A 21,134-nucleotide genomic window follows, 5' to 3' on the forward strand; every position below is an offset into this window, starting at 1 on the left:
CGGGCACCCGCTCGGCCGCGGAGTGAACAGGGGAAAAGCAGGATGCTGAAGGAATTCCGGGATTTCATTTCCAGGGGCAATGTCGTCGACATGGCCGTTGGTATCATTGTCGGCGCGGCTTTTACCGCAATCGTCAGGTCGCTCGTCTCGGACCTCATCGATCCGATCATCGGCCTGATCATCGGCGGCGTCGATTTCTCCGACATGTACGTCGTCCTGAGCGGCGACGTCGCGGCGGACGCAAGCCTTGCAGCAGCCCGCGAACAGGGTGCAGCAATCTTCGCTTACGGCGCCTTCATAACCGCTGTCATCAACTTCCTGATCATTGCCTTCGTCGTCTTCATGCTGGTCAGGGCGATCAACCGGATGCGCGCCGCAGCCGAAGCCCACCGCAAGGCCGCCGAGCAGGAGCCAGCCGTTCCCAATCCGCCGCCCGGCCCGAGCGAACTCCAGGTCCTGCTCGAAATCCGGGACGAACTGCGCAAGCGGGAACAGCCGAACACGCCTTGATCGAGGCTATGCGCCTCTTCAATTCAGCCTGCTCCCGCTGCTATTCAGCGGCGAGAGCGGGCGTCTCCGGCAAGCTCTGCCTGGCGCGCCTGAATTGCTGCGGCGTCACCCCGACCAGCCGCCGAAAGGCCGTGACGAAGGCGCTGAGCGAGGCATAACCGAGGTCGCTCGCGATCTCGGCGAGCGGCGAGCCCGCATGTTCGAGCCGATCGCAGGCAAGCGCCATGCGCCAGCGCGCGAGATACTGCATGGGCGTCTCGCCCATGACCGTACGAAAACGTTCGGCAAAGACGGTGCGCGACATGCCGGCCTCCGCTGCCAGCGCCTGCAGCGTCCAGCGGCGGGCGGGATCGGCATGAATGGCCGCGACCGCCAGGCGAAGGTTCTTGTCCGAAAGCGCGGCGAGCCAGCCCTGTTCTCCCGGGCTTGATCGTTCAAGATGAGCGCGCAGCGTCTGCAGAAGCATCATGTGGGCGAGGTCCTGGGCCATCAGCTCTGAACCGGGCCGCGCCTCCCGCATCTCCTCGATCATTCTTTCGAGCGACCAGCGCATCGCGGCCCGCTCGGTCGAACCGCGCAGGTGAACGATCGGCGGCAGAAGATCGAGCAGCAGCCGCGCCGCGCCCCCACTGACGGCAAAGCGCGCGCCGGCCAGGGTAAATTCGCCGCCCGTGCCCACGACCACCTGGCCACCGGCCCGCGCCGGCGGAAAAATCACGCTGGCCGAAACAGGTTCTGCCGCAAGATGTCCCGCCATCTTGAACGCGCAGCCGCGCGGCAGAACGAAGGCCTCACCGGCCTGCAGCCTGATCGGCTCGGCCACACCTTCGATCTGCAGGAGACACGTCCCCGACAGGATGGCGTAGCATTTGAGCTTGCCGGTCTGATCGCCGAAATCCACGCACCATGCGCCACCAGCCTCGAACCCAGAGGAGACCGTGGCCGAGGGGCGCAGCAGCGAAAGAAGATCGGAAAGCGGATCCATGGGTTTATCCGGACGATTGCGAAACAGAGGCGGACTTTCGAGAATAGATCGTCCGCTTGATCACGACTATCTCTTCATCACTGGAAAATCAACTGTCGGGCTCATGCAGTGCCGACGCATGAAAGAGGTGAATCCATGATCGTCATAACAGCCCCGACAAGCCGCATCGGTCACCAGCTCCTGCCCTTGCTGCTCTCTGCAGGCGCCTCCGTCCGCGTGATCGTGCGCGATGCCGGAAAGCTGCCAGCCGAAATCCGCGACCGGGTTGACGTTATCGAAGGCAGCCACGGCGACCGAGCGACGCTCGACAGCGCCCTTGCCGGCGCAACGCGGCTCTTCTGGCTGTGCCCAGCCGATCCGCAAGCCGAAACGCTGGAAGCGGCCTATACCGGCTTCACCCGCCCGGCCGCTGAGGCAATCGTTGCGCATGGCGTGGCGCGCGTCGTCAATATCAGCGCCCTTGGCCGCGGTACGCCTTACGCGGACCGCGCAGGTTATGTCACGGCATCGCTTGCCATGGACGATCAGCTGGCGGCAACCGGCGCCCACTTCCGCGCGCTTGCCCTGCCCTCCTTCATGGACAATCTCCTGTGGCAATTGCCGGTGATGCGCGAGAAGGGCATGGTCTTCTCTTCCCTTCCGGGCGACCTGGAACTGCCGACCTGCTCGGTCAGCGATATCGCGGCCGCTGCCGCCCGTCTCCTGCTTGACGACAGCTGGGAGGGCACGGGCGAGGTGCCAGTGCTTGGGCCGGAGAACCTGTCCGTGAACCAGCAAGTGGAGATCATGAGTGCGGTTCTTGGAAAGACCATCCGCGCTGCACACGTCTCGCTCAAGGATCAAAACGCCATGTTGGTTGGCAGGGGCTTCAGCCAGGCCATGGCCGACGGCATGACGGACATGTGGCGCGCCAAGGCAGAGGGCCTCGATCTCGGCGTGGAGCGCAACGCCGAAACCGCCTCGCCCACGACATTCCGAGCGTGGTGCGAGACGACATTGAAGCCGGCCTTCGCCGGCTGAGGAAACCACGGTGCGGCGCGGCCCCCCGCCGCGCCGGCCACCCTGTCAAAGGCTCAGTCGTGCGTTCCGTACTTGCGAAAGAGCGCAGCCGCAGCGGCCATCAGGGCGACGATTCCGCCATAGACGATGACCGTCGCATCGAGGCCGAAGATCGGCAGTGCGAGGCCCGCGAGCACCGCCGGCACGCCGAAGGCGAGGTAGCTGAGGGTGAACAGCGAGGCAAAGAGCTCGCTGCGCTCGTCCGGTGCGGCGAGCGGACCGAGTGTGCGCATCACCCCGTAGAAGCAGGCGCCGAAGCCCGCCCCGCCTGCAGCCAGCGCCGCGAGGTAGAGCGCGAAGAGGTGACCGGCGATGGCAATGAGCGTCACCACCGTTCCGATGGCCAGCACGCTTGCGCCGATAAGCGTCGGGCGCCGCGGTGCATGCCGGGTCGCAAAAAGCGTGGCCGCAGCGCCCCCACCCGCCATCAGCGTCACCACCAGTCCCTGCAGGACGAAATCCGTATGTCCGAAGATCGACGACACGATCGCCGGGCCGAGCGAAAGGTAGAGCCCGCCCGTGGCCCAGCCGGCAAAGATCGCCGGTGCGCCGCGCCAGAAGGCGCCGCGGGCCCGCGGCGGCACGCCGAGGCGCGGTGTCAGCGAACGCAGCAGTCCTTCATGCCGCGGCGCGGTTTCCGGCTGCAGCCAGACAATGAACACGAAAACCAGCGACATGCCGACGATGCCGCCGAACACCTCCGCTTTCGGCGCCCCGCCGAAATCCATGACCAGACCGGCGGCCAGGGAGCCGATCGCCAGCCCGCCGAGCGGCAGCACCGCATTGCAGATGGCCGCAAGCCCAGGCATCGCGGCCGGTTCGAGATCGACGATGGTGGCGGGAAGCGTGGACAACAGCAGACCACAGCCAATCCCCTGAATGACGCGCGCGACAAGCAGGCCGGTGACGTCGGAGGCGGTGGCGAAGATCAGGGCCGAAAGGCCGAGGATGAAGAACCCGGCCGACAACACCGGCCGCCTGCCGATATGATCCGAAAGTGACCCCGCGATCAGCAGCGTCAGCAGCAGGGCCACGGCGTAGATGGCGAAGATCGCCGTCATCATCGCCGATGAAAAGCCCAACTCCTGTTTCAGAACGGGATAGAATGGCGAAGGCGCGCTGGCCGTTGCCATCATCACGGCGCTGCCCGCCATCATGATCCAGAAGCCGCTGCGGGCCCGAATGGGGCTGGCGATTGAGAGTGTATCCGACATGAAAGCTCCATCGGGTTTGCGTGCGGCTCAGCGTCCGACACAAATGGTTCCAAATTTTTCGAACCTTTTATTACTGTCAATCACGCGACAGTTCAACTATATTCGAACCATGAAAACGCCGACCCACCTCACCGAACTGCCGCATCCAGAACCGGAAGAGCTTGCGCTGACGCAGGTCCTGTTCGCGCTCAGCGATCCGGGACGTCTGGAGATCGTGCGGCAGATTGCGGACGGCCCCATGGAAATGGCGCAATGCCTGTGCGACCCGTCCATGCCGAAATCGACCAAATCCCATCTGATGAAGGTGTTGCGTGAATCCGGCATCGTCCGCAATGAGCCGTTCGGCCGCGGACGGTTGCTCACGCTTCGACGCGAAGACCTCGACGCCCGCTTCCCGGGACTGATCGACGCCGTCCTGAAGGGCGAAGGCTAAGTCAACTGAAGTGGGTACCGGCTCAACGTCCGGAATTGCTCAATCACAAAGAGATAGAGCGTGTTCGCGTTTCGAAGATAGGCGGAAACGTTCAGTCGCTCTTTGGCGGCTCGTCCGGTCGGCCCAGCCGGTCATAGAGGGCCTCATTGAACTGCCCGAGATAAGCGGCAAATCGGGTAACGTCACTCTCCTCCCAGCCGGAGACGAGCCTGGCGATGCGACGGGTGCGGGCGTCGCGCATGGCCTCCGCCAGTGCCGCCCCTTCCGCGGTGCGGGCGACAAGGGCACTGCGGCGATCGTCAGGATCGGCCTGCCTGGTCACGAGACCGCGTTCCTCCATCGCCGAGACCTGCCGGGTCACCGTCGTCGCATCAAGGGCGAGGATATGCGAAAGCGCACTCACCTTGCGCGGCCCCTCGGCAAGCTGCAGCAGCAGCAGATAGTGCGATCGTTCAAGCGGATAGATACGCCGGCGGTTCAGGGCTTCCAACAGCCGCGCCAGCACCGCCATCTCCTGCTCGAGTTCGGCGGCGCCCGAACCGGTCACGTTTTCCAAAGTCAAACCTCCTCGACATTCACCTGAACCGCTCTAGTCCTGTTGCGGAGGCAGGTCAACGGGTGTATGCATTATACAGTATATGCATCATACACATTAACCGAAAGACCGCACATGAGCGCCGCCGCACCAAATTTCCTCAACCAGCCCAAGGCCGTTTGGGCGACCGCCTTTGCCTGCGTTGTCGGCTTCATGTCGATCGGCCTCGTTGACCCGATCCTGACGTCGATCGCCAAGGGGCTCGACGCCTCACCCTCAGACGTCTCGATGCTGTTCACCAGCTATTTCTTCGTCACCTCGGTCATGATGCTGGTGACCGGTTTCGTGAGCAGCCGCATCGGCGGACCAAAGACGCTGCTGCTCGGCGCAGCGCTGATCGTCGTCTTCTCCGCGCTGGCCGGGCTTTCGACATCCGTCGGCGAACTCGTGCTGTTCCGCGCCGGCTGGGGCCTCGGCAACGCCTTCTTCGTCGTGACGGCGCTTTCCGTCATCGTCGCCTCCTCGCGCGGCGGCATGGGAGCCGCGATCCTGATGTACGAGGCGGCTCTCGGCCTCGGCATCTCGGTCGGGCCACTGCTGGGGGCGCTGCTCGGCGGCATGTCGTGGCGCTATCCCTTCTTCGGAACCGCAACGCTGATGGCGATCGGCTTCATCGCGATCTTCTTCCTGCTGCCGCCGATGCCGAAACCGGAGAAGAAGATCGCAATCTCTGCGCCGATCCGCGCACTGGGCCATGGCGGGCTGCGCACCGCGGCGATCGCGGCGTTCTTCTACAATTACGGCTTCTTCACCGTGCTCGCCTTCGTGCCCTTCGTGCTCGACATGTCGGCCCATGCCATCGGCCTCATCTTCTTCGGCTGGGGTCTGCTGCTCGCCTTGTTTTCGGTGCTGATCGCGCCGCGGCTGCAGGCGCGCTTCTCCACGGTCCAGATCCTCGCCGGCAGCATGCTGATCCTGGCGGTGCTGCTGCTGGTCATGGCCTTTGGCTCGATCCCGGTGATTGCGGCCTGCGTCATCATCTCCGGCGCGTTGATGGGGGTCTGCAACACCGTCTTCACTGAGCTTGCGCTCGGCGTTTCCGACAGCCCGCGCCCGGTGGCCTCCGCCGGCTATAACTTCGTGCGCTGGTTTGCCGGCGTCATCGCCCCCTTCGCCGCCCCACATCTTGCCGAAAGCTTCGGCACCGCCTCAGCCTTCTATGTGGCCGTGGTGGCGGCACTGGCTTCCGCGCTGGTGCTCTACATGCGTCGCGACACGCTGAAGGAGAAGGACGAAACGGAGACCGCTGCTGCGCCCGTTGGCGTCGTCCTGTCGCTTGCCGGCGACGCACACGACCAGGCCGTCATCGCCCGCGCAGCCAAGCTCGGCCGCGATGAAAACCTCACAGTCCATGTGCTCCATGTCCGGACCTTCGAGGTGATCGACGGCAATGCCGCCGCCGTGGAGGACAAAGCATCGGCAGAAGCACTGCTGGCGGAAGCGATCGCCGCGCTCAAGGCCCGCGACGTTACCGCCGACGGTGAGCTGATCGAAGCGGCTGCCGCTCACCTCGCACCCGCCATCGACACGCGGCTGAAGGTACTCCGGCCGCGCTATGTCGTGATCGGCCACGGCGCCGGCGGCGATCTCAGCCACGGCAGCACGGTCCGCAGCCTTGTGCACGGCATGCCTGCCGGCCCGGAACTGGTGCTCGTCTGAGGGGGGGAGTCGCTTATGCTGCAACGCAGCATTCTATCTCAAGGGTGCCATCAGCCAATGGCGGTGGCCCCTCAAAAATCATGACCTCAGATCATGCAGTTTTACTGGACGGAATAGCGTTGCGACGATATGGCGTAATGGCTGACTGAGCGGAGCGTGCGGCGCCAAAAGCCCTTGCACCGGGTCGGCAAGCTTCTTCGCACCTGCAACACGACGCCAGACAGAAAGACCCGCCCATGCATGCCGAAGGTGCGACCGCCGCCACCGCCGACCACACCATACGCGGTGTCGTTCTGAGTTTCATATCATTTGCCGCCTTCTCCTTCAGCGATGCCTGCGTCAAGATGCTTGAGGGCGGGTTGCCGGCCTATGAGGCCGCCTTCTTCGGCGCCCTGTTCGCCTTTGCCGCCCTGCCCTTCATCATGAAACGCGGCGACCGGCTGAGCGACATCGTGCGCACCGGCAACCGGCCGCTGTGGCTATTGCGCTTCATCGCCTATCCCGTCGGCGTCATCGGCTCGGTCACCGCCTTCACGCATCTCTCGATGGCTGAAGCCTTCGTGCTGATCTTTCTGCAGCCCGCCTATGTCACCGTCATGTCGATGGTGTTCCTCAAGGAACAGGTCGGCTACAGGCGCTGGCTGGCGGTGCTGGTCGGCTTCATCGGCGTGCTGATCGTGCTGCGGCCCGGCTTCCGCGAACTCTCGATCGGCCATCTGGGTGCGATCTTCGCCGGCCTCGGCGGCGCTGTCTCGGTCATCACCTATCGCATGTCCGGTTCGGACGAGAAGAAGATTTCGCTGTTCGGCGCTGGCGTGCTTGGTGCCGTCATCGTCTGCGGCGCGCTGACGCTCACCGATTTCCAGATGCCGGACGCGCGCCAGTGGCTGGCGCTTGCCGGCTACGGCCTGGTCGCGGCGATCGCCAATGTCATCCTGATGCAGGCCGCTCTCTACGCGCCCGCCAACCTGGTCGGCCCGACGCAATACAGCCAGATGCTCTGGGCGGTGTTCTTCGGCTACGTGTTCTTCGGCGATCGCATCGACGGCCCGATGATCGCCGGCATCATCCTCATCGTCGGCGCCGGCATGCTGACGCTGATGCGCGAACGAACCCGCGGAACCCCACTGCCCCCACCGATCCTTGCCGGCAACACGCAGGCGCCGATCGCGATGGAAGAGGAAGAGATGCAGCTCTGAGGGGCAACCGGCAGCCTCGTCATGGCCGAGGCAACACGCCTGCCACCCATGGCTAATGGGCGTGACACCCACGATTGCTTACAGTAAGAGTATCAGCAACGATGCGCATCGGGGGAAGCTCGAACGATGGGGAACGACGCTCACTTCCTTGATGGCGGTGGAGAAATGGCCGATGCGATCAGGTCTCACGACTGGTCCTCGACCGAGCTCGGACCACCGGAGGGCTGGCCATCCGCTCTCAAAACCGCTCTCAGCATGGCCCTTAATTCGAAGTTCCCGAAATGCATCGTCTGGGGTCCGGACCTGACCACCCTCTACAACGATGCTTTCCGGCCGATCCTTGGAAAGAAGCCCTCGGCTCTCGGCAGGCCGTTCAGCGACGTCTGGAAGGAGGCCTGGCATGAGATCGGGCCGATTTGCGAACAGGCCTATGCGGGCGAAGCGACCTTCATCGAAGACTTCCCGCTCGTCATCGATCGCCACGGCTATCCGGAGCAGTGCTATTTCACCTTCTGCTACAGCCCAATCCGTGACGAGCATGGTGTGGTGAAGGGCATGATCGACACGGTGATCGAAACCACCAAGACCGTCGAGACGCAGCGCCAGACCTACCTTCTGGCCGGCGAACTCGAGCACCGGATCAAGAATACGATGGCGGTCATTTCCGCCATCGTCGGCCAGACGCTGGATTCGACCGGCCTGGAAGGACAGGCCAGGGCGTCGCTGACCCAGAGGATCGCCGCCCTTGCTGCCGCCCAGTCCTTGTTGAGCGGACAACATACCATCGGGGCGGATATTTCCGATGTCATCAAGCGCGCGCTGCTACCGTTTCGCACCGATACCGGCCGGTTTAGCATCGAGGGGCCAGCGGTTCAGCTCGGCCCCGGCCAGGCTCTGATGCTGTCGCTTGCGATCAACGAGCTGGCGACCAATGCGCTCAAATACGGCTCTCTTTCGTCCGCATCCGGAAAGGTCGCGATTGCATGGACCGGCTGCGACGCTGACGGGAAGGATGACTTTCTGCTGACGTGGGTGGAGCGGGGTGGCCCTGAGGTCGCCAGGCCGGAACGGCGCGGCTTTGGGTCACGCATCGTCGAGCAGGTGCTGGCGCAGGAGTTCCGCGGCAAAGCCGAGATTATCCACGATCCGGCCGGACTCCGGTTTGAACTCCGCACCAAGCTGGCGAACCTCAGTCAAGCCTGAACACGGGCCATCCTTCGCGATAAGCCGCCCCCCCCGGCCTAGCCCTTGAACTTGCCGTTGCGGGGGAAGCCCTTCGGGGCGATGCGGCCGGCCATGGCACGGTCGCCGCGCCATTCCATCAGTTCTTCGGAGACGCAGATATGCCAAAACTCTACATTCTGGATCTCTGCAGAGTAATAGCTATCTCTGAAAGAGTGCCGAGTATCAAAGCGATCGCCACCCCATAAAACCCCTGATCGATAGCCGCACCTGCGCTCGCATTACCCAAGTAGCGAGGCCCTAATACCTGTGCTGGGCCGATGACCCCAGCTGCAATTGAAAAGCCGATCACAATCCTCGATACAGAAATTATGAGGATGAGAAACGCTATGTAGCGAGTTGCACGTGAGAAAAACAATTCACCCCCCATTGTGCGCCATCCAGACAGCGTCTGACGTCCGCGCGTCGCGGTAACGCAATCAGTGTAACACGCCGATGCCACCAAATACACTGTCTGGTTGCGGGTTTCAGTCCGGCTTTGAGCGCACTATCGCCCGTCGCCCCTTCACCCCTTGAACTTGCCGTTGCGGGGGAAGCCCTTCGGGGCGATGCGGCCGGCCATGGCACGGTCGCCGCGCCACTCCATCAGTTCTTCGGCGTTACGGGTGTGGGTGCGGCCGGCACTGTCTTCCCAGGTGAGGCCGGCTTCGAGGGCGAAGCACTTCGCATCCGACAGGCCGCCATCCTTGTAGCGCTGCAGGCGCACCCCCTTGCCGCGGGCCATTTCGGCGACCTGGTTCATCGGGAAGACGATCAGCTTGCGGTTTTCACCGATGACGGCGATGTGGTCGCCGGTCACGGGGGTGAGCAGTTTCACTTCCTGCGGGCTGGTGACGTTCATCACCTGCTTGCCCTTGCGGGTATTGGCCACCATCTGGTCTTCCTCGACGATGAAGCCGTTGCCGGCGGTCGAGGCGATCAGCTGCTTGCGGCCGGCCTCGTGAACGAAGGCCGCAACCACATCCTGATCGGCCTCCATGTCGACCATGATGCGCAGCGGCTCGCCATGACCGCGTCCGCCCGGAAGCTTGTCGGCGCCGAGCGTGAAGACGCGACCGCCGGTGGTGACCACGAGCAGCTTGTCCGTGGTCTGCGCCGGGAAGGCAAGCCTCAGGCTGTCCCCCTCCTTGAACGACACGCCGGAGGTATCGACATGCCCCTTCAACGCCCTCACCCAGCCCTTTTCGGAGACGACGACGGTCACCGGCTCCTTCTCGATCATCGCCTGCTGGATGGCTTCAATGTCGGTCTCCGGCGCGTGATCGAAGGTGGAACGGCGCTTGCCGAGCTCTGTTGCCTTGGCAAAGGTCTTCTTCACCTCGCCGATCTCCCAGGCCACCGTCTGCCACTGCTGGGTCTCGGAGGCAAGCAGCGCCTCGATCTCGGCCTTCTCCGCCGTCAGCGCGTCGAATTCCTTGCGGATCTCGATTTCCTCGAGCTTGCGCAGCGCCCTGAGGCGCATGTTGAGGATGGCCTCGGCCTGCACATCGGTGATGGAGAAACGCTCCATCATCACCTGCTTCGGCTCGTCCTCCTCGCGGATGATTCTGATCACCTCGTCGAGGTTCAGATAGGCGACCAGCAGGCCGCCGAGGATTTCGAGACGGCGGTCAATGGCGGCCAGGCGATGGCGGGAGCGGCGCTGCAGCACCTCGCGGCGGTGGCCGAGCCATTCCTTCAGCACATCGACAAGGCCCATCACCTTCGGCACCTTGCCCTGCGAGAGCACATTCATGTTCATCGAGAAGCGCTGTTCAAGATCCGTCAGCTTGAAAAGCGATTCCATCAGCAGCGCCGGGTCGACCGTGCGCGACTTCGGCGTCAGCACGATGCGGATATCTTCGGCGGATTCGTCCTGAATATCTTCCAGCAACGGCAGGCGGCGGGCGATCAGCAGTTCGGCGATCTTCTCGATCAGCCGCGATTTCTGCACGCCGTAGGGAATTTCGGTGACGACGATCTGGTAGCCGCCGCGGCCGAGGTCTTCCCTGTCCCAGCGGGCCCGCACGCGAAAGCCGCCGCGCCCCGTCTTGTAGGTTTCGACCATACTGTCGAAATCCTCGACGATGATGCCGCCGGTCGGGAAGTCCGGCCCCTGGATCATGTTCGCCTTCGGGCCATCGGCGCCGGGCAGCGTCATGATGTCCTCGACGGTCGCGTCCGGATGCTTGATCAGATAGATCGCGGCCTCGCACAGCTCATGGGCATTGTGCGGGGCAATCGAGGTTGCCATGCCGACGGCAATGCCGGTGGAACCATTGGCGAGCAGGTTCGGAAACGCGCCGGGCAGCACGGCCGGCTCGTCATCCTCCTCGTTATAGGTCGGGCGGAAATCGACCGCGTCTTCGCCAATGCCTTCCAGCATCAGCGCGGCGACGGCCGTCATGCGCGCCTCGGTATAACGCATGGCGGCAGCGCTATCGCCGTCGATATTGCCGAAATTGCCCTGGCCGTCGACCATCGGATAGCGCTGGGCGAAATCCTGCGACAGACGCACCAGCGCATCGTAGATCGAGGCGTCGCCATGGGGGTGGAATTTACCCATGACATCGCCGACGATGCGGGCGCACTTCTTGTAGGCGGAGCCCGGCCGTACGCCGATCTCGCTCATGCCATGGATGATGCGGCGATGGACGGGCTTCAGCCCGTCGCGCACATCCGGCAAGGCGCGGTGCATGATGGTTGAGAGCGCATAGGCGAGGTAGCGTTCTTCCAGCGCCTTGCGCAGATCCACGGCATCGATGTTGTTGTCGCCGTCATCCGGCGGAAGAATCTCGTTTCCCATGGGTTTCTGTTAGACGATGGCAGGCCGACGGGCAAGGTGCGCCGCCCGCAATCCCCTGCAGATCAAGGGTTTCCACGGGCCTCTCAACGGCAGGTTACGGTAAAAAATCACCTACACCGTCATGGTATAATTTCAATTTGGCCATATATGGCCCATAACGACGACCATCTGGAAACGGAACCGGGGGATCACCCATGCCTGACGTCAGACACATCTTCATCGCCGGCGGCCTTGTCGCCGCATCGGCCCTGCCCGCATTCGCGCTCGATGCCGATGACATGCTCGCCAAGATGAAGGCCGCCTATGAAGCCGAAAGCGGCGTCACCTTCACCTACGACAATGTCCAACCGCAGGGCGATGACGGCCTCTCGGTCGAGTTCACCAGCATCTCCATCACCGATGACGGCGCGGGCGAATTCGCGCTGACGAAGCCGCTCACCGTAACGATGACCGACATCACCGAGAATGGCGACGGCAGCTACACGATCGGCCACACCGCCTCCGGCGACATCGCCTTCAGCATGGGCGAGGCCAATATCACCATCGCCTCATCAGAGCAGGAAAACGTCCATATTCCGGCGACACCGGCGACCGACACCTTTTCCGGCTGGGTGTTTGCCGATAGTGGCACGGTCAAGGATGTCAGCATCACCGTCGACGGCGACGAGATCGCCACGATCGATTCGGGCGAGGTCAGGCAGCCAATGCCTTCGGACGGAACGAAGGCGACGTTCGACGGCAGCCTCACCGGCCTGACGCTGATGCTCGGCAAGATCGACGACCTGACCGACGAGGCGCGCCAGAATATCGAAAAGCTCGACCTCGAAGAGACGCATACGAACATCGACATGTCCGGCAGCTGGGATCAGACGAGCGGCGTTCTGGACATCGCCAGGATCAACTTCGACACTGAAAATGTCGGTACGCTCGAGCTCGCGATGAAATTTACCGGCTTCGACGTCGCCACCATGCAGCAGTTCCGCGAACTCGGCGCGATGGACAAGCCCTCGGCCGAAGAGATCGCCGCCAAGACCGAGGCGGCTCAGGCCTACCAGGCCAAGGTGCTGGCAACGACGGGAAAGATCGGTATCGCCTCGATGTCGATCAGCTTCATCGACGATTCGATCACCGAAAAGGCGCTTGAGATTGCCGGAGCCAAGCAGGGGCTGACGGCCACCGAAATGGCAGATACGCTTGCCACCCAGGCTTCCGCCGGGCTTGCCGGGCTCAATGCGCCAGGCGTCTCCGAAATGGCCTACAAGGCGGTCGACACCTATCTGCACGATCCGCAGAACATCTCTGTCAGCGTGCAGCCGACGATGCAGACGCCGCTCATCGCGCTGTTCATCGCAGCCGCCTCCGCGCCGCAGTCGATCCCGCAGCTTCTCGGGCTGAAGATCGAGGCAAACCAGTAGGTTTTCCGCAAGCAAATGCCGATCGGCCGGGCCGCTCAAGGTCCGGCCCTTTTGCCCAGGTGCGCTGCCGCTGTCAGTCTTCTTCGGGACCTGGCCAACGCGTCGTGGCGAGGACCCAGAGGCCGATGATGTTTCCGAGCGGCACGAAGCACAAAAGCACCCAGAAGCCGGAGAAGCCCATGCGGTGCAGGATCTTGGCCACAGGCCAGCCGAAGATCAGCCACCAGACCAGAAACGCGATGGCAAGCTGCCAGAGCCCCCAGTGCCCCAACATCCAGAACGAATAGTCATGCCCTTGCATGGCACCACCTCATATTCCAAAGAACTGCCGCCGGAAACGGCGACCGGGCTGAAATTAATCCGACAGCGGCGGCTTGTCCAACCCGCCCATGCGGCAGACTTCCAGCCATTCATCTTTCGTCACCGGCTGCACCGATAGCCGCATCGAGGTGACGAGCGACATCTCGGCCAGCTTCGAATTGGCCTTCACGTCCTTGAGCGTCACCGGCTTCGGCATATCGGCGACGGAGCGGATGTCCACACACTCCCAGCGCGGGTCATCGGTGGTGGTGTCGTGATGGGCGAGCGCACAAACCTCGCAGATGCCGACGACCTCCAGCCCCTCGTTCGAGTGGTAGAAGAAGCCCTTGTCGCCGATCTTCATCGCCCGCATGTTGTTGCGGGCCTGATAGTTGCGCACGCCGTCCCATTGCTCGCCGGCCTCGCCTTTCGCCTTCAGCATCTCCCAGGAGAACTTGAAAGGCTCGGATTTGAACAGCCAGTAGGCCATGAAATCAGGCCTCCGGATTGTTGTAGAGCCACTTGTAGGGCTTGACCTCGACCTTCTCGAACAGGCCGGCATGAGCGTAAGGATCCTCGGCCGCGATCGCTTCGGCCGCAGCCTGGTCGGCCGCCTCGATCAGCAGCAGCGAACCGCAGGGTTTCTCCTGAGCGTCGAGAAAGGGACCGGCGATCTTCAGCGTACCCTTCTCGTTAAGCCCGTCGAGCCATTCGAGATGGCGCGGACGGTTTTCGAGGCGGATATGAATGTGGTCTGGCTTGTCCTTGTTGATAACGGCGAAAAGCATCAGTCTCTCCTCTTCATTCGGTCGTGATCGGCCGGGTCATCAGTTCTTCGAGCGCCTTTTCGATGCCGAGCTGGCCATCGAGCACACGGGCCACGGCATTCGAGATCGGCATCTGCACGGCATGGCTCGCGGCAAGCTCGCTTGCGACCGAAGCCGAGTAGACGCCCTCGACGAGGGCCGCGTTGACGCTCTCGAAGTTGCCTTCGGCCAATGCCACACCATAGCGGAAATTGCGCGACTGTCGCGACGAGCCGGTGAGCACGAGATCGCCAAGGCCGGACAACCCACGCACCGTTTCCGCCTCGCCACCCATGGCGACGGCAAGCCGCGACATTTCGGCAAGGCCGCGCGAGATCAGCGCCGCACGGGCGGATTCGCCAAGCTTGGCGCCCTCGACGATGCCGCAGGCGATCGCCAGCACATTCTTCAGCGCTCCGCCGATCTGCACGCCGACGGGGTCGCCCGAGGCATAGATGCGGAAGGTGCGGCCGGAGAGGATCGTGGCGGTATCCCGTGCTAGCTCCGGGCTGCGGAAGGCAAGCGCCATCGCGATCGGCTTGCCGGCGGCAAGATCGACGGCAAAACCGGGCCCCGATAGCGCGCCGGAATGATGATGCGGCAGCGCCTCGTTCAGGACATCGGTGATCAGCCGGCCACTTGCCCGCTCGATGCCCTTGGCGGCAGAGACGATCACGGCATCGCCGTTGAGATAGGGCGCATAATAAAGTGCAGCCGAACGTTGCGCCTGCGCCGGAACGGCCATGACCACCGTATCCGCCGTCTGCAGCACGGAGGGATCGATGGTGAAGTTCAGCGCCTGAGGCAGGTCGACGCCCGGCAGAACCGCTTCATGGCGCCGGGTCTTCCGCAGTTCCTCGATCAGCGGCGCGTTACGGCCAAGCAGCATCACCTCATCCTCACCCTCGCGGGCAAAGACCGCGGCAAGCGCGGTCCCGAATGCACCGGAGCCAATGACGACCGTCTGTTTTGACTTGCTCATGCCTTGGCCCCTTTTCGTCCGCTGCCGATCAGCGCCTTCGCGTTGCCGTCAAGCGGCCAGCGCGAGCGCACGGCAATTTCCATATCATCCGCCGGAAGCCCAGCGCGGACACGCTCGAGCCCCGCCCAGGCGATCATCACCGCATTATCCGTGCATAGCCGCAAAGGCGGCGCGACGAAGGCAAAGCCTTGCCTTTCGCAAAGCCCGGTCAACATGTCGCGGATCGCGCCATTGGCGGCGACACCACCGGCCACGACAAGCGACGGCGGGCCGCCGTCTGCGAGCCCTTCTTCCGTGAAACGCGTAAGCGAGCGCCTGATGCGGTCCTGAAGCGTGTCGGCGACGGCAAGCTGGAAGGCGGCGCAGATATCGGCGATATCCTGTTCGCCGAGCGGCGCCATGGCTTCAGCGGCCTGCCGCACCGCCGTCTTCAGTCCCGAGAAGGAAAAGTCGAGACGCGCCTCGCCCTTCATCGGCCGCGGCAGCGGGATACGTTTGGGGTCACCCGTCTTCGCAGCCTGTTCCACTTGCGGACCGCCCGGATAGCCGAGCCCCAGAAGCTTCGCCGTCTTGTCGAAGGCCTCGCCCAGCGCATCGTCGATGGTCGTGCCCCAGCGCTCGTATTGGCCGACACCCTTGACCAAGACGATCTGCGTGTGGCCGCCGGACACGAGCAGCATCAGGAAGGGGAAGTCGACACCATTCGTCAGACGCGCCGTCAGTGCGTGGCCTTCAAGATGATTGATACCGTAGAAGGGTTTTCCAGCCGCATAGGCAATCGCCTTGCCGCTCATCGCCCCGACGATCAGCCCGCCGATCAGGCCCGGCCCGATGGTCGCGGCGATACCGTCAAGGTCGGAAAGCGAAACGTCGGCATTTGCAAGCGCGCCGGCAATCAGCCCGTCCATCGCCTCGACATGGGCGCGGGCGGCGATTTCCGGCACCACGCCGCCAAAGGCCGCATGTTCCTCGAGCTGGCTCAGCACCAGTTCGGAAACGATCTCGCCCCGCCCGTCCGCATCCATGGCGACGATGGCGGCGGCGGTTTCGTCGCAGCTCGATTCAATCCCGAGAAAGAGTTTGCTTTTTTTCATGACGTTGTTTGCGGCGGCGCGCGATCCGGTTTACGACACACCCGGTAACAATGGTGGACGCAGGATGCAAACGAAACCTTTGAGGATCGGCACGCGCGGCAGCCCGCTGGCGCTCGCCCAGGCACACGAAGCCCGCAACCGGCTGATGGCGGCACACAGCCTGCCGGAGGATATGTTCGAGATTGTCGTGCTCTCCACCAAGGGCGACCGCATCACCGACCGCGCGCTCGCGGAGATCGGCGGCAAGGGCCTGTTCACCGAGGAAATCGAGGCCCAGCTTCTTTCCGGAGCACTCGATTTCGCCGTGCATTCGTCCAAGGACATGCCGACGGTGCTGCCCGAGGGACTGACGCTCTCAACCTTCCTGCCGCGCGCCGATCCGCGCGATGCCTTCATCGGCCGCGATGTTCAAAAGCTCGATGAACTGCCGGAAGGTGCGGTGGTCGGTTCTGCCTCGCTTCGCCGACAGGCGCTGATTCGCCGGCTCCGGCCCGATATCGAGGTCGTGGTGTTCCGCGGCTCGGTGCAGACCCGCCTCGACAAGCTGCGCGAAGGGCAGGTCGACGGTACGTTTCTCGCCAATGCCGGCCTGATCCGGCTCGGCATGGAAGACGTTGCGACCGAGGTGCTGAGCGTCCGCGAGTTTCTGCCGGCGCCGGCGCAGGGCGTCATCTGCATCGAACAGCGCGCCGACGATGCCCGCATCAGTGAACTGCTGGCGCCGATCAACGATGACGACACCTTCGATGCCGTAACCTGCGAGCGCGCCTTTCTGGCAGCGCTCGACGGCTCCTGTCGCACGCCGATCGCCGGCTTTGCCCGCTGCTTCAACGAGCGGATCTCGTTTTCCGGCATGATCCTGACGCCGGATGGCAGCAAGGCCTTCGACATCAAAACCGACAGCATGCGCGGCGAAGCCGAGAAGATTGGCCGTTGGGCGGGCAACGAACTGCGCCGCCGCGCCGGCCCCGGCTTTTTTGACGACTGGAGCTGAGCGGCGATGCGCGTGCTTGTGACCCGGCCGGAAGCGAGCGCGGAACGTTCCGCAGCCCGTCTTGCGGCGCTCGGTCATTTGCCGTTCACGCTGCCGCTGTTTGAGCCGGTCCACCAGCCCGACGCCGCAATTGCGGCGCTTGCCGAGGAGGCATGGAGCGCTGTCGCCGTCACCAGCGCCGAAGCGGTGCGGGCGCTCGGCCGGGCAGCGCCGCTCAGGCTTTATGCCGTGGGAGAGGCTTCGGCCAAGGCAGCACGAGACGCGGGCTTTGCCGATATCGTCACCGGCCCCGGTGATGGCGCCGGGCTTGCCGAGCGCATTGCGGCAGATGGTGTCGACAGACTGCTCTACCTTGCCGGCTCCCCGCGCATGCCGGATTTCGAGCAGCGCCTTGCGGCATGCGGCGTTTCCTTCCTGAGCGTTGATTGCTACCGGATGATGCCCGTCGCCCTTTCCGATGACGAATTCGCCGCCCGCCTCGTCGATGCCGCGCCGGACGCGGTGCTGCTTTATTCCGCCCGGACGGCGGACCGCTTCTTCGCGCTCGGTGGCGCGGCGTTTCTACCGCGGCAGGCCTTCGTCGTCTGCCTGAGCGCCGCTGTCGCAGCGCAGGTGCCGGCGGGCATCCCCGTCCGTATCGCCGCGGCGCCTGACGAAAAAAAACTGTTTGCCTGTCTCGATTGAAGCCCCCGAATCCGGCCATTGCGGAGGGCTCCGGGAACAAGAAGCCAATTAAGACCTTTTCTATTCAGCACGCGCCCACTAATTTGTGAGTATCAAGCGCGAAAGAGGTAAACATGGTTTCGGATACGCCCTCCCCCAAGGATGAGAAACGCGAACCGCAGGCGGAAGCCGCTTCGCAGGAGACCGAAACCACGGCCGCCCCGCCGGCAGCGCCGGAGACCAATGATGCCGCTGTGAAGACGGCCATGGCCGATGTCGCGGCCGCCATCCGCCGCCATGAGGAACACGGCGCGGCGGAATCCTCCGAAGAAACGACAACCGATGAAGAGCAAAAGGCGACCACCGGGCCCGAGACGCCGGTTACCCCTCCGCCCCGCAGCAACACCGGCGGGCTCGTCGCCGCAGCCATTGCCGGCGGCATTATCGGCATTGCCGGTGCAGTTGCGCTTTCCTATGCCGGGCTCCTCGGCAGCACCCGCGACAACAGCCAGCTCGAAAGCGAAGTCGCAACCCTTCGCCAGGAGATCGCCACGCTGAAATCCGACAGTCAATCCGGCGCAGGCGATCTTCAGTCGCGCGTGGCAGCGCTCCAGCAGAAGGTCGACGGGCTTTCAGCGGGTGGCGGCGAAACGCTATCGGCCCTGCAGCAGCAGGTCGCCGATCTCCAGAATGCGGTGAAATCGGACGAGGGCCGGATCGAAGGCCTTTCGCAATCGCTGCAGGGATCGATTTCCAACCTGCAGTCCAGCGTGTCCGGCGCCGAACAGAAACTCACCACGCTCGAGCAGAAGGTGAACACGCCGGGCAAGGATCTCGCCGTCGCGCGCGCCATCGCCGCAGCTGGGCTGAAATCGGCCATCGACCGCGGCGCGAGTTTCGCAGCCGAGCTTTCGACCTATGAACAGGTGGCCGATGACAAGAGCGGCATCGAAGCGCTGAAGCCGATGGCCAGCGAAGGCGTCCCGACGCAGGAGGAACTCGCCGCGCAATTCTCCGCCATCGCCGATCACATCATCGAGGCTTCCGACGCCCCACCGGCCGACGCCAACATCTTCAACCGCCTCGTCGACAGTGCCAAGGGCCTCGTCAGCGTTCGGCCGGTCGGCGATGTCGAGGGCGAAGGCACGCCCGCCATCGTCGCGCGCATCGAAAACGACCTCAATCAGGGCAGGCTGAAGGATGCCGCGTCCGAATGGCAGTCGCTGCCCCAGGACGGCAAGGACGTTTCCGCCCAGTTCGACAAGGCGCTGCAGGCGCGGATCAAGGCCGACGACCTGGTGTCGGAAACATTGTCGAAGGCACTCGGCGCCACGGCCGGCGTTTCAGCAGAACCTGCAACGCCAGCGAATGAGGGAGGCTCGCAATGATCAGGCTCGTCATCTTCGCCATCATCGTCCTGGCCTTTGCGCTGGGCTTCTCGTGGTTTGCCGATCGGCCGGGTGAGCTGTCGCTCGTCTGGCAGGGGCATCTGTTCCAGACACCGCTGACGACGGCTCTGGCGCTTCTGATCGCGCTGATCTTCGTGGTCATGGTGATCTGGTGGCTCATCACCGTCATCTGGACCTCGCCCAACAGCGTCCGCCGCTATTTCCGTGCCCGCAAGCGCGACCGCGGCTACCAGGCCATCTCCACCGGCCTGATCGCGGCCGGTTCCGGCAATCTGGTGCTGGCGCGCAAGATGAGCACCCGTGCCCACGCGCTCCTGCGCGCCGATCAGGAGCCGCTGATCCACATGCTCGATGCCCAGGTCGCGCTGATCGAGGGCGACCACGACAAGGCACGGCGCCTGTTCGAGCGGATGTCGGAGGACCCGGAAACCGCCGAACTCGGCCTGCGCGGACTTTACCTCGAAGCCAAGCGCCTGGGTGCCGACGAGGCAGCCCGGCAATATGCCGAACGCGCCGCCGACAAGGCACCCTACCTTGCCTGGGCCGCGCAGGCGACGCTTGAAAGCCGCACGCGGCAGGGTCGCTGGGACGATGCGATCCGGCTTCTCGACCAGCAGCGGTCCGCCAAGGTGATGGAAAAGCAGGAGGCGGCGCGGCTCAAGTCGGTGCTGCTGACGGCGCGCGCCGAGAGCAAGCTCGAGACCGACCCCAAGGGCGCTTCCGCCGATGCGCTGCAGGCGCTGAAGCTGCGGGACGACTTCCATCCCGCCGCCATCATCGCCGCCAAGGCCTATCTGGCACAGGGTAGCCTGCGCAAATCGGCCGGCGTGCTCGAGATGGTGTGGAAGAAGGAGCCGCACCCGCAGATCGCCGCCCTTTACGTGCGTGCCCGTGGCGGCGACACCGCCGTCGACAGGCTGCGACGGGCGGAAAAGCTGGAAGCGCTGAAGCCCAACAACCCGCTGTCGCTGATGGCCGTCGCCCGCGCCGCCCTCGATGCCCGCGAATTCGCCACGGCCCGGACCAAGGCCGAGGCGGCCGCCCGGATGCTCTCGCGCGAAAGTGCCTTCCTGCTGCTTGCCGATATCGAAGAGGCGGAGACCGGCGATCAGGGCCGCGTGCGTCACTGGATGGCCCAGGCGCTGCGTGCAGGACGTGACCCGACCTGGGTCGCCGATGGCCTCGTTTCGGAATACTGGCGGCCGTTCTCGCCCACAACGGGCAAGATCGATGCCTTCGAATGGAAGGTTCCCTATGGCGAGATCGAGGGTCCCGTCGAGGAAGGATCGGCGACCCGGCTCGACGAGGCGCTGAAGAGCCTGCCGCCGATCGGCGGCACCAGGGCCGAACCGGACAAGTCGGACGCCCCGATCTTCTCCGACTTGCCCGATGAGGACACGCCGGACGCGCCGAAGGAGACGACAACCCCGCCGCCAGCGCCGACGGTGATCGACGCTGCCGCCGCCGCGCCTTCGGCGGTCAGCGAAGCCGCCCGCATCGTCGAGGACGAGGAAGAGCCGGCAAAGCCCGAGCCACCGGCGCCGGCCGCCGCGGAGACACCGACATCCGAAAAGGCTGCCGAGCCTGAGCCGCCGCACCCGGCAGAAGGTGTGACCGAAGATGACGACGACGAGGCCCGACGCGACCCGGTGCTTTCGCCCTTCGGCGGCCGCACACCCGATGACCCCGGTGTCGGCGATGACGAGGAAACTCCCGAGCCGAAGCGCAAGCTTTTCTGAGGGACGCGGCGCTGTTGACAAATCCGTAATTTGACCGGATCGCGGCGCGCG

The 21,134-nt window shown here is 64.1% G+C and carries 20 protein-coding genes; 11 read left to right on the top strand and 9 right to left on the bottom strand.

Features of this window, described 5'->3' with window-relative positions:
- The first annotated feature begins 42 nt into the window (after positions 1 to 42).
- Positions 43 to 510 (top strand): large conductance mechanosensitive channel protein MscL, encoded by a 468-nt coding sequence (gene mscL / locus TM49_RS21595; RefSeq protein WP_045684271.1) that lies wholly within the window; start codon positions 43 to 45, stop codon positions 508 to 510.
- A gap of 40 nt (positions 511 to 550) precedes the next feature.
- Here the strand turns inward: mscL and TM49_RS21600 are convergent, their stop codons facing one another.
- Entirely contained in the window at positions 551 to 1,495 is a 945-nt protein-coding gene (locus TM49_RS21600) for an AraC family transcriptional regulator (protein WP_045684273.1), read from the bottom strand.
- Between the two features lie 135 nt (positions 1,496 to 1,630).
- Between TM49_RS21600 and TM49_RS21605 the strand changes: the two genes are divergently transcribed.
- Positions 1,631 to 2,515 (top strand): NAD(P)H-binding protein, encoded by an 885-nt coding sequence (locus TM49_RS21605; RefSeq protein WP_045685659.1) that lies wholly within the window; start codon positions 1,631 to 1,633, stop codon positions 2,513 to 2,515.
- A 53-nt stretch (positions 2,516 to 2,568) separates the two neighbouring features.
- Here the strand turns inward: TM49_RS21605 and TM49_RS21610 are convergent, their stop codons facing one another.
- A complete protein-coding gene (locus TM49_RS21610; protein ID WP_045684275.1) occupies positions 2,569 to 3,768 on the bottom strand; it encodes an MFS transporter in 1,200 nt (399 codons plus the stop codon).
- On the opposite strand from TM49_RS21610, the gene TM49_RS21615 reads away from it, so the two are divergent.
- On the top strand, positions 3,767 to 4,201 hold the full coding sequence (locus TM49_RS21615) for an ArsR/SmtB family transcription factor (RefSeq protein ID WP_244464763.1): 435 nt from the start codon (positions 3,767 to 3,769) through the stop codon (positions 4,199 to 4,201). The two genes, TM49_RS21610 and TM49_RS21615, sit on opposite strands and share 2 nt — an antisense overlap.
- A gap of 91 nt (positions 4,202 to 4,292) precedes the next feature.
- On the opposite strand, the gene TM49_RS21620 is transcribed toward TM49_RS21615, so the two are convergent.
- Positions 4,293 to 4,748, bottom strand: a complete 456-nt coding sequence (locus TM49_RS21620; RefSeq protein WP_244464882.1) for a MarR family winged helix-turn-helix transcriptional regulator — start codon at positions 4,746 to 4,748, stop codon at positions 4,293 to 4,295.
- Between the two features lie 123 nt (positions 4,749 to 4,871).
- Between TM49_RS21620 and TM49_RS21625 the strand changes: the two genes are divergently transcribed.
- From TM49_RS21625 to TM49_RS21635, 3 genes are all read left to right on the top strand, one after another.
- Positions 4,872 to 6,455 carry an MFS transporter gene (locus TM49_RS21625; RefSeq protein WP_045684280.1) on the top strand — a complete coding sequence of 528 codons (1,584 nt, stop codon included), beginning with the start codon at positions 4,872 to 4,874 and terminating at the stop codon, positions 6,453 to 6,455.
- Positions 6,456 to 6,691: 236 nt separating this feature from the next.
- Entirely contained in the window at positions 6,692 to 7,654 is a 963-nt protein-coding gene (locus TM49_RS21630; RefSeq protein ID WP_045684282.1) for a DMT family transporter, read from the top strand.
- Between the two features lie 126 nt (positions 7,655 to 7,780).
- Positions 7,781 to 8,857, top strand: a complete 1,077-nt coding sequence (locus TM49_RS21635) for a PAS domain-containing sensor histidine kinase (protein ID WP_045684284.1) — start codon at positions 7,781 to 7,783, stop codon at positions 8,855 to 8,857.
- A gap of 544 nt (positions 8,858 to 9,401) precedes the next feature.
- Here the strand turns inward: TM49_RS21635 and parC are convergent.
- Complete coding sequence (gene parC, locus TM49_RS21640; protein ID WP_045684286.1) at positions 9,402 to 11,681, bottom strand: DNA topoisomerase IV subunit A; 2,280 nt, start codon at positions 11,679 to 11,681, stop codon at positions 9,402 to 9,404.
- A gap of 194 nt (positions 11,682 to 11,875) precedes the next feature.
- Here parC and TM49_RS21645 point away from each other — a divergent pair, with 194 nt between their 5' ends.
- The gene (locus TM49_RS21645) at positions 11,876 to 13,096 is read left to right on the top strand and encodes a YdgA family protein (protein WP_045684288.1); all 1,221 of its coding nucleotides are present in this window, start codon (positions 11,876 to 11,878) and stop codon (positions 13,094 to 13,096) included.
- Between the two features lie 73 nt (positions 13,097 to 13,169).
- Here the strand turns inward: TM49_RS21645 and TM49_RS21650 are convergent, their stop codons facing one another.
- From TM49_RS21650 to tsaD, 5 genes are read right to left on the bottom strand one after another with little or no spacing between them, the layout of a single operon-like run.
- Positions 13,170 to 13,397: a DUF805 domain-containing protein gene (locus TM49_RS21650; RefSeq protein ID WP_045684290.1), complete on the bottom strand. Its 228-nt coding sequence runs from the start codon at positions 13,395 to 13,397 to the stop codon at positions 13,170 to 13,172.
- 54 nt (positions 13,398 to 13,451) lie between these two features.
- The gene (locus tag TM49_RS21655) at positions 13,452 to 13,886 is read right to left on the bottom strand and encodes an EVE domain-containing protein (protein ID WP_045684292.1); all 435 of its coding nucleotides are present in this window, start codon (positions 13,884 to 13,886) and stop codon (positions 13,452 to 13,454) included.
- Positions 13,887 to 13,890: 4 nt separating this feature from the next.
- A complete protein-coding gene (locus TM49_RS21660; RefSeq protein ID WP_045684294.1) occupies positions 13,891 to 14,184 on the bottom strand; it encodes a YciI-like protein in 294 nt (97 codons plus the stop codon).
- A gap of 13 nt (positions 14,185 to 14,197) precedes the next feature.
- Entirely contained in the window at positions 14,198 to 15,184 is a 987-nt protein-coding gene (locus tag TM49_RS21665) for an NAD(P)H-dependent glycerol-3-phosphate dehydrogenase (protein ID WP_045684295.1), read from the bottom strand.
- Positions 15,181 to 16,278 (bottom strand): tRNA (adenosine(37)-N6)-threonylcarbamoyltransferase complex transferase subunit TsaD, encoded by a 1,098-nt coding sequence (tsaD, locus tag TM49_RS21670; RefSeq protein ID WP_045684297.1) that lies wholly within the window; start codon positions 16,276 to 16,278, stop codon positions 15,181 to 15,183. Before tsaD ends, TM49_RS21665 begins: the two co-directional genes overlap by 4 nt.
- Before the next feature lie 64 nt (positions 16,279 to 16,342).
- Between tsaD and hemC the strand changes: the two genes are divergently transcribed.
- From hemC to TM49_RS21690, 4 genes are all read left to right on the top strand, one after another.
- The gene (hemC, locus tag TM49_RS21675; protein ID WP_045685661.1) at positions 16,343 to 17,272 is read left to right on the top strand and encodes a hydroxymethylbilane synthase; all 930 of its coding nucleotides are present in this window, start codon (positions 16,343 to 16,345) and stop codon (positions 17,270 to 17,272) included.
- Between the two features lie 6 nt (positions 17,273 to 17,278).
- A complete protein-coding gene (locus tag TM49_RS21680; RefSeq protein ID WP_045684298.1) occupies positions 17,279 to 17,956 on the top strand; it encodes a uroporphyrinogen-III synthase in 678 nt (225 codons plus the stop codon).
- 113 nt (positions 17,957 to 18,069) lie between these two features.
- Positions 18,070 to 19,323 (top strand): mitofilin family membrane protein, encoded by a 1,254-nt coding sequence (locus tag TM49_RS21685; protein WP_052699987.1) that lies wholly within the window; start codon positions 18,070 to 18,072, stop codon positions 19,321 to 19,323.
- Positions 19,320 to 21,083 (top strand): heme biosynthesis protein HemY, encoded by a 1,764-nt coding sequence (locus TM49_RS21690; RefSeq protein WP_045684299.1) that lies wholly within the window; start codon positions 19,320 to 19,322, stop codon positions 21,081 to 21,083. Before TM49_RS21685 ends, TM49_RS21690 begins: the two co-directional genes overlap by 4 nt.
- The last annotated feature ends 51 nt before the right edge of the window (positions 21,084 to 21,134 follow it).

It is taken from the genome of Martelella endophytica, from assembly GCF_000960975.1.
Taxonomy (GTDB): domain Bacteria; phylum Pseudomonadota; class Alphaproteobacteria; order Rhizobiales; family Rhizobiaceae; genus Martelella; species Martelella endophytica.